Raw genomic sequence first — 13,407 nt, forward strand, 5'->3', positions numbered from 1 at the left:
GGCTGGAACGTCATGGCAAAACAGAAGACGGGAAGCATCCTGCAGGGGCTGCTGGTGCCCCTGATCGTGATCGCGCTCTGGGAAGGGGCGTCCCGGGCGGGCTGGATCAATCCCCAGATCCTGCCCTCGCCCTGGGCGGTGCTGCACAAATGGTATGAGTACGCCACGCCGATGAAGGCCTATGATCCGGCCGACGGCAGCTGGCTGGCCTGGGCCTTCTCGGGCGAGCTGGTGATGGACGCCATCGGCAGCCTGTACCGCGTGGTGGCCGGGTTCCTGATCGGCGCCGGACTGGCGCTGCCGCTGGGCCTGCTGATGGGTTCCAGCCAGCGCATCTACGGCCTGATGAACCTGACCGTGCAGGTGATCCGTCCGATCCCGCCGATCGCCTACATCCCGCTGGCGATCCTGTGGTTCGGGCTGGGCAACCCGCCGGCCCTGTTCCTGATCTCGCTGGGCGCGTTCTTCCCGGTGCTGATGAACACCATCGCCGGCGTGCGCCAGGTCGACAGCATCTACCTGCGCGCGGCGCGCAACCTGGGCGCCAGCCAGGGCACGCTGTTCATGCGCGTGATGCTGCCGGCCTCGGTGCCCTACATCCTGTCGGGCGTGCGCATCGGCATCGGCACCGCCTTCATCGTGGTGATCGTGGCCGAGATGATCGCGGTGAGCAACGGCCTGGGCTTCCGCATCATGGAGGCGCGCGAGTACTTCTGGTCGGACAAGATCATCGCCGGCATGATCACCATCGGCCTGCTGGGCCTGGCGATCGACCTCGGCATGAGCCGCCTGAACAACTACATGCTGCGCTGGCACCGCGGGCTGGAGAACTGAACATGAGCACCAACGCTGTTTCGCCCCAGATCCGCGTATCGGGCGTCAACAAGGTCTTCAAGACCGACGACCGCGAGGTCGTGGCCCTGAAGGATATCGACCTGGAGATCCCCGACGGCCAGTTCGTCTGCCTGCTGGGCCCTTCGGGCTGCGGCAAGTCGACCCTGCTCAACGCCATCGCCGGCTTCGCGCTGCCCTCCTCGGGCAGCATCACCACCGGCGGCAAGCTGGTGCAGGAGCCGGGCCCGGATCGCGGCATGGTGTTCCAGGAATACGCGCTGTTCCCCTGGATGACGGTGGAGCAGAACGTCGCCTTCGGCCTGGAGATCAAGGGCACGCCCAAGGCCGACATCCAGGCGCGCGTGACCCAGCTGCTGGACAAGCTGGGCCTGATCGACTTTCGCAGCCGCTTCCCCAAGGACCTCTCGGGCGGCATGCGCCAGCGGGTCGCGATCGCCCGCGTGCTGGCGCTGGACTCCCCCATCATGCTGATGGACGAGCCCTTCGGCGCGCTCGATGCGCTGACCCGCCGCAACCTGCAGGACGAGCTGCTGCGCATCTGGGACGAGTTCAAGAAGACCATCGTCTTCGTGACCCACAGCATCGAGGAGGCGATCTACCTGGCCGACCGCATCGTGGTCATGACCTACCGGCCCGGCACCATCAAGCGCGACATCGTGGTCGACCTGCCGCGCCTGCGCGATCCGGCCGATCCCGAGTTCAACGCCCTGAAGCGCGAGCTCGGCCAGCTGGTCATGGAGGAGCAGCAGCGCCACCACAATGCGGAGATGCGGGCGGCCGCGGTCGACTGAGCCATTCATGGCCTCAAAAAAACACGGCAGGTTTCCCCTGCCGTGTTTCGTTTGGGCGTGTAAAATGCGCGCCCGCCCGTCATTCGATGCCGGGCGGGGTTTGTTGCGCGGGATCGGCCCCTATATATAGAGCACGATCGCGCAAGGCGCACCGCGCGCCCATGGCGGAGCTATCCGCCGCAACTCCCCGTCCGGACAGGGCTGCGCCGCAAGGCGCGGGCCGACATGGTGTAAACTTAGCCGATGCAAACTTATTTTTTCATTCTGGCCGCGCTGCTCTACCTGGGATGCGCTCTCATGCCCTCGGAACGGCGCACGCCGATTTCGCTGGGGATCGTGGTCGGCTGGATGCTGCATGGCGGGGCGCTGCTGTCGGACATGTTCGCGCCCGAAGCGATGCGGGTCGGGTTTGCGGTGATGCTCTCGGCCACGTTGTGGATCTCGGTGGCCGCCTACTGGCTGGAGAACCGCAACTTCTCGCTGGACAGCATGCGCGTGCTGGTGCTGCCGGTGGCGGCGGTGTCGGTGGTCCTGCCCAGCATCTTCCCGGGCAACATGATCGTGCTGGCAGGAAAGTCGGAGTGGTTCCTGGCGCACATCGCCATCTCCATCCTGGCCTACAGCACGCTGACCATCGCCGCCTTCCATGCCGTCTTGATGGTGCTGCAGGAGTCGCGCCTGCATACCCGGCCGGGCGCCGCAGCCAGGAACGGCTGGTTCGCGATGGCGCTGGATCGCCTGCCGGCGCTGTTGACGATGGAAAAATTGCTGTTCCGCCTGATCGGTTTCGGCTTCGTGCTGCTGACGCTGACCGTGCTGTCGGGCGTGGGTTTCTCCGAGCAGCTGTTCGGAACGCCCTTCCGCTGGGATCACAAGACGGCCTTCACCATGCTCTCGTGGCTGCTGTTCGGCCTGCTGCTGGCCGGCCGCCGCTGGCAGGGATGGCGCGGGCGCACCGCGCTGAGCTTCACGCTGGCCGGTTTCGCTATCCTTTTATTGGCTTATGTGGGCAGCCGGTTCGTGCTTGAAGTCGTGCTGCATCGGGTACTGACATGAAATATCTGATCTGGCTGGTGGTGCTGCTGGCCGTGGTGGTGTGGTTCCAGCGCGCCAAGAAATCCATGCTGGCCGGCAGCGATGCCGGCGACGGCGCCGCCGCCGACGTGCCCAAGCCCAAGGCTTCCCGCTTCAGGCGCAGCGCCGACGGCAATGCCGAGACCATGGTGCAATGCGCGCACTGCGGCATCCACTTTCCCGTCTCCGAAGCGGTGGTGCATGCCTCCGGCGCCCATTATTGCTCCGAAGAGCATCGCCACCTGGCCTCCTTCTGATCCATGGCATCGACTCCTACCGACGCCGGCGCATGGTTCATCGACGGCGACGGCTGGTGCAATGCCGCGCGCCGCGAGCCTTCCCCGAACTGCGATGAGCGGCCCGACGGCTGCATCACCGACCTGCTGGTGATCCACAACATCAGCTTGCCGCCCGGGGAGTACGGCGGCCCCTGGATTGCCGACCTGTTCTGCAACCGGCTCGACTACCAGGCCCATCCCTATTTCGACCAGCTGCGGCCGCTGCGGGTATCGGCGCATTTCCTGATCCGGCGCGACGGCGAGGTGGTGCAGTTCGTGTCCGCCAACCGGCGCGCCTGGCATGCCGGCGTCTCGGTGTTCGACGGCCGCGAGCGCTGCAATGACTTCTCGGTCGGCATCGAGGTCGAGGGCAGCGACTTCGAGGCCTTCGCGCCGGCCCAGTATCCGGCCCTGGCCCGCCTCAGCGCCGCGCTGGCCGAACGCTATGCGCTGACCGACGTGGCCGGCCACGAGCACATCGCGCCGGTGCGCAAGACCGATCCCGGCCCGTTTTTCGACTGGCCGCGCTATCGCGACGAATTGCTGAAAATAGTTAACGTCGCGCAATTGCGCTTCCCTTCTGGGCTTCCCGAAAGTCAAGCGCGCGCGGGAGAAAATTTCGAGAAATAGCGGTTGCAACATCAGAATGCCGATACTAGAATTAGTCTCAATCGATCTTTTGGTACTAGATGTAGTGTTCTTGTAAGATTCAAGTTGTAAGCTCTGATCCTCATCCACAAGTGGATCCGCAATGGCAGTGCTTCAGAAGGTGAAAGGTTCGCGAGGCAGTAACCAAGTACTACAACGCTTCCCGGCTTTTCCTTCTTCCAACCGTTTTTACACATCAGTTTCAAGCAGTGTTTGCGTCAGCATGAATGTCCGCGCAAGGGGGCTTCATTGTGGGACGCTTCTGTCATTCGCGAGTCTCCCGGCAGGTGGGAGACTCTACTTTAGCAACTCGGGGCAGTCCGTTCGGTTGCCTGACTTTATGTATTTAGGAGGCTAAGTGCGCTCAACTCAAGAAATTTCCGTCAAATCTCCTGCCGCGTTTGGCGTGACCGCCGCCGACCTCGAGGTGTCTTCCGACGCCTCTTCGTCGGCTGCCGCCAAGGCTGTCGCCGGCCTGGGCGAATACCGCATCATCCGCCGCAACGGCGCGGTGGTCGGTTTCGAACCGTCCAAGATTTCCATCGCCGTGACCAAGGCCTTCCTGGCTGTCAACGGCGGCCAGGGTGCCGCCTCGGCGCGCGTGCGCGAGATGGTGGAGCAGCTCACCACCAACGTGGTGTCGGCGCTGGTGCGCCGCCAACCCACGGGCGGGACTTTCCATATCGAAGACATCCAGGACCAGGTTGAACTGGCCCTGATGCGTTCGGGCGAGCACGACGTCGCGCGCGCCTACGTGCTGTACCGCGCCAAGCGCATGGAAGAGCGCGCCCAGCAAGGCTCCGCCGCCAAGGCAGCCGTGTCGGCGCCGCAGCTGCACGTGGTGGAAGACGGCCAGAGCCGTCCGCTGGACATCGCCGAAGTGCGCACCCTGATCGAGGCGGCCTGCGTCGGCCTCGACAAGCATGTCGACAGCGAAGCCATCCTGGCCGAGACCGTCAAGAACCTGTACGACGGCGTGCCCGTCGAAGAGCTGTACAAGTCCGCCATCCTGGCTGCCCGCGCGCTGATGGAAAAGGACCCGGCCTACAGCCAGGTGACCTCGCGCCTGCTGATGCACACCATCCGCAAGGAAGTGTTCGGCAAGGAAGTGGCCCAGGCCGACGCCCCGGCCGAGTACCTGGAATACTTCCCCAAGTACGTCAAGAAGGGCATCGACGCCGAGCTGCTGGACACCAAGCTGGCCCAGTTCGACCTCGACAAGCTGGCCGCCGCCATCAAGCCCGAGCGCGACCTGCAATTCGGCTACATCGGCCTGCAGACCCTGTACGACCGCTACTTCCTGCACATCCGCGGCACCCGCATCGAAATGCCCCAGGCTTTCTACATGCGCGTGGCGATGGGCCTGGCCCTGAACGAGATCGACCGTGAAGGCCGCGCCATCGAGTTCTACGACCTGCTGTCCTCGTTCGACTTCATGAGCTCGACCCCGACGCTGTTCAACTCGGGCACCCTGCGTTCGCAGCTGTCGTCGTGCTACCTGACCACCGTCGCCGACGACCTCGACGGCATCTACGAAGCCATCAAGGAAAACGCCCTGCTGGCCAAGTTCGCCGGCGGCCTGGGCAACGACTGGACCCCGGTGCGCGCCCTGGGCGCCCACATCAAGGGCACCAACGGCAAGTCGCAAGGCGTGGTGCCGTTCCTGAAGGTGGTCAACGACACCGCCGTGGCGGTCAACCAGGGCGGCAAGCGCAAGGGCGCGGTCTGCGCCTACCTGGAAACCTGGCACATGGACATCGAGGAATTCCTCGAGCTGCGCAAGAACACCGGCGACGACCGCCGCCGCACCCACGACATGAACACCGCGAACTGGATTCCCGACCTGTTCATGAAGCGCGTGATGGAAAAGGGCGAGTGGACCCTGTTCTCGCCCTCCGACGCTCCCGACCTGCACGACAAGTTCGGCCGCGCGTTCGAGGAAGCCTACCTCGGCTACGAGGCCAAGGCTGCCCGCGGCGAGCTCAAGCTGTTCAAGAAGGTCCAGGCCAACGACCTGTGGCGCAAGATGCTGTCCATGCTGTTCGAAACCGGCCACCCATGGATCACCTTCAAGGATCCTTGCAACATCCGTTCGCCGCAGCAGCACGTGGGCGTGGTGCACAGCTCCAACCTGTGCACCGAGATCACCCTGAACACCAACGATTCCGAAATCGCGGTGTGCAACCTGGGTTCGGTCAACCTGCCGGCGCACCTGGTCAATGGCGAGCTGGACCATGCCAAGCTGCAGCGCACCGTGCGCACCGCCATGCGCATGCTGGACAACGTCATCGACATCAACTACTACGCCGTCAAGAAGGCGCGTGATTCCAACCTGCGCCACCGTCCGGTGGGCATGGGCATCATGGGCTTCCAGGACTGCCTGCACATGAAGCGCGTGCCGTACGCGTCGATGGACGCCGTCGCCTTCGCCGACCGTTCGATGGAAGCCGTCTGCTACTACGCCTACTGGGCCTCGACCGAGCTGGCCGAGGAACGCGGCCGTTACGCCTCCTACCGCGGCTCGCTGTGGGACCGCGGCATCCTGCCGCAGGACTCGCTCAAGCTGCTGGCCGAGGAACGCGGCGGCTACCTGGAGGCCGACAGCTCCGAGACCATGGACTGGACCGCCCTGCGCGCCCGCATCAAGGAACACGGCATGCGCAACTCGAACTGCGTGGCGATCGCCCCGACCGCGACCATTTCGAACATCATCGGCGTGTCGGCCTGCATCGAACCGACCTACCAGAACCTGTACGTGAAGTCGAACCTGTCGGGCGAGTTCACCGAAATCAACGAGTACCTGGTGCGTGACCTGAAGGCGCGCGGCCTGTGGGACGAAGTGATGATTTCCGACCTCAAGTATTTCGACGGCAGCCTGGCCAAGATCGACCGCATCCCGCAAGACCTGCGCGACATCTACGCCACCGCCTTCGAAGTCGACCCGTCGTGGCTGGTGGAAGCCGCCTCGCGCCGCCAGAAGTGGATCGACCAGGCCCAGTCGCTGAACATCTACATGGCCGGCGCATCGGGCAAGCGCCTGGACGAGACCTACAAGCTGGCGTGGCTGCGTGGCCTGAAGACCACCTACTACCTGCGCACCATCGGCGCCACCCACACCGAGAAGTCGACTTCCCGCACCGGCGCGCTCAACGCCGTGGCAGTGGACGGCGGCTTGGGCGGCGGTTCGGCGGCATCGGCGCCGTCGGTGGCGGCCGCGCCGATCGCTTCGGCCGCCTCGGCATCGTCGGCCTACGTGCTGCCGAGCCCGGGCGCCTCGATCGACGCCGACGGCCCGGTCTGCACCATGCGTCCGGGCGACGCCGGTTTCGAAGAGTGCGAAGCCTGCCAGTAAGCCAGTCAGCAAGGAAGCCAGGAACGGCCCGGAATCGCCAGCGCATGAGGACGATCAAGATCATCCTCGACAGTGGCCGATAGCATCTCCGGGCCGGCCTTCTCAGCCGGCGCATCGCGGTGAACTTCACCGGATGCGCCGTTGTCACCTGAACATACCCATGCCGCGCACGGACCCATCCGATGCACCGGCATCCACCCGATAAAGTAAAGAGGAACCCACATGCTCTCTTGGGACGACGAAGCAAGCGCAAAGCCGGCTCAGCAGCCGCGCCCGCAGCACATGCCGCAACCCCAGCTGCAACCCGCCTTCGACAATCCGCAGTTCGCCGACGCCGCGCTGAACCCGGCGCTGGTCGCCCGCGAAGCGCCGGCCGCCGACACCACCCATCGCGTCAACGCCGCCGACAAGCGCATCATCAACGGCCACACCGACGTCAACCAGCTGGTGCCGTTCAAGTACAAGTGGGCGTGGGACAAGTACCTGGCCGGCTGCGCCAACCACTGGATGCCGCAGGAAATCAACATGCAGCGCGACATCGAGCTGTGGAAGAACCCGAACGGCCTGACCGAAGACGAACGCCGCCTGGTCAAGCGCAACCTCGGCTTCTTCGTGACCGCCGACTCGCTGGCCGCCAACAACATCGTGCTGGGCACCTATCGCCACATCACCGCGCCGGAGTGCCGCCAGTACCTGCTGCGCCAGGCCTTCGAAGAAGCGATCCACACCCACGCCTACCAGTACATCGTGGAGTCGCTGGGCCTGGATGAAGCGGAGATCTTCAACGCGTATCACGAGGTCGAATCGATCCGCGACAAGGACGAGTTCCTGATCCCCTTCATCAACACGCTGACCAATCCCGAGTTCAAGACCGGCACCGTCGAGAACGACCAGAAGCTGCTGAAGTCGCTGATCGTTTTCGCGTGCATCATGGAAGGCCTGTTCTTCTATGTCGGCTTCACGCAGATCCTTGCGCTGGGTCGCCAGAACAAGATGATGGGCGCCGCCGAGCAGTACCAGTACATCCTGCGCGACGAGTCGATGCACTGCAACTTCGGCATCGACTTGATCAACACGGTGAAGATGGAGAATCCGCACCTGTGGACTCCGGAGTTCCGCGAAGAGATCAAATCGTTGTTTTTACGCGCGGTGGAGTTGGAATATCGTTACGCAGAGGATACAATGCCGCGAGGTGTGCTAGGGTTGAACGCGCCGATGTTCAAGAGCTACCTTCGATTCATCGCGAATCGACGCGCACAACAAATCGGATTGGACCCGCTGTTCGCACAAGAAGAAAATCCGTTCCCGTGGATGAGCGAGATGATCGACTTGAAGAAGGAGCGCAACTTCTTTGAGACCCGTGTCATCGAATACCAAACCGGGGGTGCGCTGAGTTGGGAATGATGTGCAGTCTCGAAGCACTCTTCAGCGAGACATGATGCACAACGGCAGTCGGGTAGCTTGCAAGATGCCCGGCTGCTGAAACTGAAAGGCAAACGCCAAATTAATGAACAGTCAGAGGCCGAATCGTTCTTCTCTGTTATCGCCGCTTAACCCCATCGTGTCGGGTAAGGCGGCTTTTCCTTTGAAAAACCTGATGGTTTTTCAGGAGTGTTATTCCGACGCTGGCGTTTGAACACGCTGGCGTTTTTTTTGGCCTTGGGCCTGCTCCCGTAGTTGACCAGCTCCTGCGCCCAAGCGCGGGGACTACCGGAGGGGCTCAGCCAAGATAGCTGAAGCGCTGCATAGGTGAGGGGATGCAGCAGTTCAGCTGGTGCCTAATTCATTAGCGCAAGCGACAGGCTGCTTGTGCCGATGAATAGCCCGCCTGCGTCATCGCGATGTCGCTGGAGGGTTGCTTATATCAAGCTTGATTTTTTCCATTCACGTGAAGAAGGAGAAACAAAATGGCAACAGCAGCAAAGAAGCCAGCGGCCAAGAAGCCCGCTGCAAAGAAGCCGGCAGCCGCCAAGGCAGCCGCAGCTCCGAAGAAGGCCGTCGCCGCCAAGGCAGCAGCACCGAAGAAGGCAGTCGCTGCCAAGAAGCCGGTCGCCGCCAAGAAGGCAGCAGCACCGAAGAAGGCAGTCGCCGCCAAGAAGCCGGTCGCCGCCAAGAAGCCGGTTGCAGCCAAGAAGGCAGTCGCCGCCAAGAAGCCGGTCGCCGCCAAGAAGGCAGTCGCTGCCAAGAAGCCGGTCGCCGCCAAGAAGGCAGTCGCTGCCAAGAAGCCGGTCGCCGCCAAGAAGGCAGTCGCCGCCAAGAAGCCGGTCGCCAAGAAGGCAGTCGGTGCCAAGAAGCCGGTCGCCGCGAAGAAGGCAGTCGCTGCCAAGAAGCCGGTCGCCAAGAAGGCAGTCGCCGCCAAGAAGCCGGTCGCCAAGAAGGCAGCCGCTCCGAAGGCAGTCGCCGCCAAGAAGCCGGTCGCCAAGAAGGCAGCCGCTCCTAAGGCAGCAGCCGCCAAGAAGCCGGTCGCCAAGAAGGTCGCCGCTCCGAAGGCAGCAGCCGCCAAGAAGCCGGCAGCCAAGCCTGCAGTGAAGGCCGCCGCCAAGCCGGCAGCCAAGCCTGCGGTCAAGAAGGCAGCCGCTCCGAAGAAGGCAGCAGCCAAGCCTGCAGCAGCCGCAGCACCGGCCGTGAAGACCGTGCTGAACCCGGCAGCGGCTTGGCCGTTCCCGACCGGCGCTGGCCGTCCGTAATACTGGCTTGCCAGTCGCCTGGATTTTTCAGGCAAAATCCCGCTGTGTGGCCTCGCGCCATGCAGCGGTTTTTTTTGCCCGGCGTTTTGCGTCGTCGCGGTCTGGCAAAGCGGCGCGATGGCACAATATAGAGTCCGCGAGCGCATCACGCATGAGGCTTGGCGCGCGCGCCAATGCACTCTAGTATGTGCGCTGCATGTCTCGGCCGATCCGGCCGCAAGCCTAGTCACTGATGGAGATCTCTGTGCTGCATAGTATTCTCATGTTGATCGTCGACGCCGTCGCCAGCATCCTGGCCGGCGTCATGCTGCTGCGTTTCTGGATGCAGGTGGTGCGCGTGCGTCCGCCGCAATCGGTGGGGCAGTTCGTCTATCAGCTGTCGGACTGGCTGGTCAAGCCGCTGCGCCGCGCCATGCCCGGCGGCGCCTACGACTGGGCCAGCTTGCTGGGCGCCTTCCTGATCGTGCTGCTGTCCATCATCGCCGCGATCGGCATCGAGTCCGGGTTCGAGTTCAAGACCATCCTGCTGCTGTCGCTGGTGCGTTTCTTCCAGTGGATCTTCTACGGCTTCATGGCCACGCTGATCATCGAAGCCATCTTCAGCTGGGTCAACCCCTACGCGCCGCTGGCGCCGTTCGTACGCGCCCTCAACGAGCCGCTGCTGCGCCCGCTGCGCAAGATCATTCCCCTGATCGGCGGCGTCGACCTGTCGCCGCTGGCAGCGCTGATCCTGCTTCAGATCGCGGTGCGGGTGGTCACCACGCTGCTGCTTTCTCTCGCCTGAGGCGCACGGATCCTGCCTGGCCATTCCTGGCCGGGCAAACAAAAAGCCGGACTGTCGTCCGGCTTTTTTCATGGGCTGCGGGTTCGGGCGCGGCCTGCTACTTCTTCCGCGCCGACCACTGCTCCAGCGCGTGCATGGTGTTCTCCACATGCTTCTCGGGGTTCATGTCGGTGTACTCGTAGATCACCGTGTGGTCGGGCGCGATCACATACGAGGTGCGGCTGGCGCGTTCCGCGTTCTTGTTCAGGACGGCGTCGAAGGACTTCATGATCTTCTGGTCGCCGTCGGCCGCCACTGCGAACTTGCTGCGGCACTCGCTGACCGAGAACTTGTTGAGCGTCTCGATGCTGTCGGCCGAGACGCCGATGACGGTTGCGCCCAGCGCCTTGTAGCGGTCGGTCGCCTCGGCGAACAGGTGGGCCTCGATGGTGCAGCCGGTGGTGAAGGCGGCCGGGAAGAAATACAGCACCACCGGGCCCTTCTTGAGCGCGGCATTGAGCGAGAAGGTGGAGACCTGGCCGCCCAGCGACGACGGCGCCGAAAACTCGGGCGCCTTGTCTCCGGGTTTGAGCGCCGCCATGGCTGGCTGCGCCAGCAAGGCCGCACTTGCCAGCAGCGCGATACCGAGGCTGCGGCGCAAACCGCGCGCGACGGGTTGGGACAAGGTGGTCTGCATGGCGTCTCTCCTCATGGTGATCCTGCGATGGCAGCCGGGTCGCAAGCCTCGCGCCGGCTCAGGCGAAGCGGTAGCCGAAGGCCTTGCTGAAGCGCTCTTCGATCTCGGCGCGGGACGGCGCATGGTTCTGCGGGCCCTGCGAAGCGATCTTGATCGAGCCCATCAGGCTGGCCAGGCGACCGGTGGTTTCCCAGTCGTAGCCCTCGGTCAGGCCATACAACATGCCGGCGCGGAAGGCGTCGCCGCAGCCGGTCGGGTCCTCGATCTTCTCGGCGGGGACGCAGGGAATGTCGATCTTCTTGGCGCCGGTGTAGATCTCGGCGCCCAGCTCGCCGCGGGTGACGATCAGCGCCGACACGCGTTCGGCGATCTGCGCCAGCGTCAGGCCGGTGCGGGCGGTCAGCATCTCGGCTTCGTAGTCGTTCACCGCCACATAGGTCGCCAGGTCGATGAAATGCTTGAGATCGTCGCCGCCGAACATCGGCATGCCCTGGCCCGGATCGAAGATCAGCGGGATCTTCAGCTCGGCGGCCTGTTCGGCGTGCTGCAGCATGCCGTCGCGGCCGTCGGGCGCGACGATGGCGAACTTGACCGCGCCGGCGTCGGCTACCTTGTTCTCATGCGACCAGGTCATCGCGCCCGGGTGGAAGGCGGTGATCTGGTTGCTGTCGGCATCGGTGGTGATGAAGCACTGCGCAGTGAAGGACGAGTCGATCTGGCGCACGCAGCGGGTGGAAATTCCCAGCTGGGCGAAGCGCTCGATATAAGGCGCGCTGTCGATGCCGACGGTGGCCATGACCACCGGCTCGCCGCCCAGGAGCTTCAGGTTGTAGCCGATATTGCCGGCGCAGCCACCGAACTCGCGGCGCATGGTCGGCACCAGGAAGGACACGTTGACCTTGTGCAACTGGTCGGCCAGCAGCGCCTCGGCGAAGCGGCCCTCGTACTGCATGATGTTGTCGAAGGCGAGGGAACCGCAGATCAGTGAGCTCATGGGAATGGAAGAAATGGTGGCGAAAGCCGCATTGTAGAAGAAAGCGGCGCGAAGTTCAGCACGGCCGCGCAGTAGCCGCGCCGGAAAGCGGTGAAATCAGGGATAGAACAGGTAAATGCGGTAGCCCGACACCAGCGCATCGCTCAGTTCGAAGGTCAGCTTGACCTGCTGTTCGCTCTCGCCGGCGATGCCCGCGTCCAGCAACTGCGGGGTGGCCAGGTATTCGCGCGGACGGAAGACCCGCCGCACCACCGGTTTCTCGTCGTCGTTGTTGAGCGTGAGTTCGATGTGCGGCCAGGCCTGCGGCTCGCCGCTGCGGTTGCGCAGCACCAGCGCCAGGGCGTAGATGTTCTGGTTGGGCGGCACCACCTGCAGCTCGTTGGACTCCAGCGTCAACCGGTCGATCTGGGCCGGCAGGCCCACCGTGCAATGGAAGGCGGCGCACATGCCGTTGAGCATGGGGCGCAGCGGCGGCGCGGCCACCGCCAGCTGGTTGCGCCAGTAATAGATCGACTGCAGCAGCAGCACCGGCACCATCACGCCGGCGGCCACCATCATGACGATCTTCATCACGTGCCCGACGCGCTCCTTGCGTTCGGCATTCTTGACGAAGGCGGGCGCCTCGACCTCGGCTTCATCGTCCTCGCCTTCATCGCGAGCCCCGGCTTCGGCGTCGTCCTGCCCGGCGTCGGCGGCGATGGCCTCTTCGTAGGCCTTGAACGGATCATCGTCGGCGCGCGGGTGCGTTTCGGCTGCTTCGGCCGCTTCGGTCGCCTCGTCCTCGCGGTCGGCCGAGGAGCGGCGCAGCAGCGCGGCGCCGCCGATTTCCTCGTCGACGTCAGGCACGTCGGCCGCCATCGACTCCTCCGATGCCGCGTTCAGCGGCACATAGCCGGGGCTGGCGGGCGAACGGAAGACCTTGGGTTCGGGAGCGGCAGGGACGGGCGCGGCGAAAGCAGTTGCCGCCGGCGCCGATGGCCCGGCGGCAGGCGGTTCGCCTGCGGCGACTTGATTGACTTCGGAGATGGCGCCGGCCGCAGGCGGCACAGCGGAAGAAGAGGCAGCCTGCGGTCCGCCGAAGCGGGCCTTGCTGCCCGGGGCTGGTTGGTAGTGGCCGTCGCTGATGCTGGCCTCGACCAGGAACTCCTGGCCGTTGAACACCTGGCGGCAGCTACCGCAGCGGACCAGGCCGCCGCGCAGTTTGAGTTGGTCGCCGGCGACCCGGAAGATGGTGAAGCAATGCGGACATTGAGTCGCCAGCGCCATGC

At 64.3% G+C, this 13,407-nt stretch carries 12 protein-coding genes; 9 read left to right on the plus strand and 3 right to left on the minus strand.

What is annotated here, in order from left to right; all coding sequences use genetic code 11:
• Positions 1-12 precede the first annotated feature (12 nt).
• The 9 genes from Herbaro_RS01625 to Herbaro_RS01665 all read left to right on the plus strand — a co-directional run bounded on the left by Herbaro_RS01625 (position 13) and on the right by Herbaro_RS01665 (position 10,469).
• Positions 13-834: an ABC transporter permease gene (locus Herbaro_RS01625; RefSeq protein ID WP_275012101.1), complete on the plus strand. Its 822-nt coding sequence runs from the start codon at positions 13-15 to the stop codon at positions 832-834.
• A 2-nt stretch (positions 835-836) separates the two neighbouring features.
• On the plus strand, positions 837-1,646 hold the full coding sequence (locus Herbaro_RS01630) for an ABC transporter ATP-binding protein (RefSeq protein ID WP_275012102.1): 810 nt from the start codon (positions 837-839) through the stop codon (positions 1,644-1,646).
• Between the two features lie 243 nt (positions 1,647-1,889).
• The gene (locus tag Herbaro_RS01635) at positions 1,890-2,702 is read left to right on the plus strand and encodes a cytochrome C assembly family protein (RefSeq protein ID WP_275012103.1); all 813 of its coding nucleotides are present in this window, start codon (positions 1,890-1,892) and stop codon (positions 2,700-2,702) included.
• The gene (locus Herbaro_RS01640) at positions 2,699-2,977 is read left to right on the plus strand and encodes a PP0621 family protein (RefSeq protein ID WP_275012104.1); all 279 of its coding nucleotides are present in this window, start codon (positions 2,699-2,701) and stop codon (positions 2,975-2,977) included. The genes Herbaro_RS01635 and Herbaro_RS01640 overlap by 4 nt, the downstream gene beginning before the upstream one ends.
• Before the next feature lie 3 nt (positions 2,978-2,980).
• Positions 2,981-3,628, plus strand: coding sequence for a 1,6-anhydro-N-acetylmuramyl-L-alanine amidase AmpD (gene ampD, locus Herbaro_RS01645; protein ID WP_275012105.1), 648 nt, complete (start codon positions 2,981-2,983; stop codon positions 3,626-3,628).
• Between the two features lie 376 nt (positions 3,629-4,004).
• Positions 4,005-6,998 carry a ribonucleoside-diphosphate reductase subunit alpha gene (locus Herbaro_RS01650; protein ID WP_275012106.1) on the plus strand — a complete coding sequence of 998 codons (2,994 nt, stop codon included), beginning with the start codon at positions 4,005-4,007 and terminating at the stop codon, positions 6,996-6,998.
• A gap of 222 nt (positions 6,999-7,220) precedes the next feature.
• Positions 7,221-8,402, plus strand: a complete 1,182-nt coding sequence (locus Herbaro_RS01655) for a ribonucleotide-diphosphate reductase subunit beta (protein WP_275012107.1) — start codon at positions 7,221-7,223, stop codon at positions 8,400-8,402.
• 503 nt (positions 8,403-8,905) lie between these two features.
• On the plus strand, positions 8,906-9,685 hold the full coding sequence (locus Herbaro_RS01660) for a histone H1-like DNA-binding protein (RefSeq protein WP_275012108.1): 780 nt from the start codon (positions 8,906-8,908) through the stop codon (positions 9,683-9,685).
• A gap of 244 nt (positions 9,686-9,929) precedes the next feature.
• On the plus strand, positions 9,930-10,469 hold the full coding sequence (locus tag Herbaro_RS01665) for a YggT family protein (protein ID WP_275013939.1): 540 nt from the start codon (positions 9,930-9,932) through the stop codon (positions 10,467-10,469).
• 97 nt (positions 10,470-10,566) lie between these two features.
• On the opposite strand, the gene Herbaro_RS01670 is transcribed toward Herbaro_RS01665, so the two are convergent.
• The 3 genes from Herbaro_RS01670 to Herbaro_RS01680 all read right to left on the minus strand — a co-directional run bounded on the left by Herbaro_RS01670 (position 10,567) and on the right by Herbaro_RS01680 (position 13,405).
• On the minus strand, positions 10,567-11,145 hold the full coding sequence (locus Herbaro_RS01670) for a peroxiredoxin (protein ID WP_446719297.1): 579 nt from the start codon (positions 11,143-11,145) through the stop codon (positions 10,567-10,569).
• A gap of 58 nt (positions 11,146-11,203) precedes the next feature.
• On the minus strand, positions 11,204-12,139 hold the full coding sequence (locus Herbaro_RS01675; RefSeq protein WP_275012109.1) for a carbohydrate kinase family protein: 936 nt from the start codon (positions 12,137-12,139) through the stop codon (positions 11,204-11,206).
• Positions 12,140-12,235: 96 nt separating this feature from the next.
• A complete protein-coding gene (locus tag Herbaro_RS01680; protein WP_275012110.1) occupies positions 12,236-13,405 on the minus strand; it encodes a DUF3426 domain-containing protein in 1,170 nt (389 codons plus the stop codon).
• Positions 13,406-13,407: the final 2 nt, after the last annotated feature.

Origin of the sequence: Herbaspirillum sp. WKF16, assembly GCF_028993615.1 — a bacterium.
Lineage (GTDB): Bacteria > Pseudomonadota > Gammaproteobacteria > Burkholderiales > Burkholderiaceae_D > Herbaspirillum.

Bases quoted from the DNA above. Each gene is read 5' to 3' on its own strand.
- Herbaro_RS01625 (WP_275012101.1), top strand. From the start codon at position 13: ATGGCAAAACAGAAGACGGGAAGCATCCTGCAGGGGCTGCTGGTGCCC.
- Herbaro_RS01630 (WP_275012102.1), top strand. From the start codon at position 837: ATGAGCACCAACGCTGTTTCGCCCCAGATCCGCGTATCGGGCGTCAAC.
- Herbaro_RS01635 (WP_275012103.1), top strand. From the start codon at position 1,890: ATGCAAACTTATTTTTTCATTCTGGCCGCGCTGCTCTACCTGGGATGC.
- Herbaro_RS01640 (WP_275012104.1), top strand. From the start codon at position 2,699: ATGAAATATCTGATCTGGCTGGTGGTGCTGCTGGCCGTGGTGGTGTGG.
- ampD (WP_275012105.1), top strand. From the start codon at position 2,981: ATGGCATCGACTCCTACCGACGCCGGCGCATGGTTCATCGACGGCGAC.
- Herbaro_RS01655 (WP_275012107.1), top strand. From the start codon at position 7,221: ATGCTCTCTTGGGACGACGAAGCAAGCGCAAAGCCGGCTCAGCAGCCG.
- Herbaro_RS01660 (WP_275012108.1), top strand. From the start codon at position 8,906: ATGGCAACAGCAGCAAAGAAGCCAGCGGCCAAGAAGCCCGCTGCAAAG.
- Herbaro_RS01670 (WP_446719297.1), bottom strand. From the start codon at position 11,145: ATGCAGACCACCTTGTCCCAACCCGTCGCGCGCGGTTTGCGCCGCAGC.
- Herbaro_RS01675 (WP_275012109.1), bottom strand. From the start codon at position 12,139: ATGAGCTCACTGATCTGCGGTTCCCTCGCCTTCGACAACATCATGCAG.
- Herbaro_RS01680 (WP_275012110.1), bottom strand. From the start codon at position 13,405: ATGGCGCTGGCGACTCAATGTCCGCATTGCTTCACCATCTTCCGGGTC.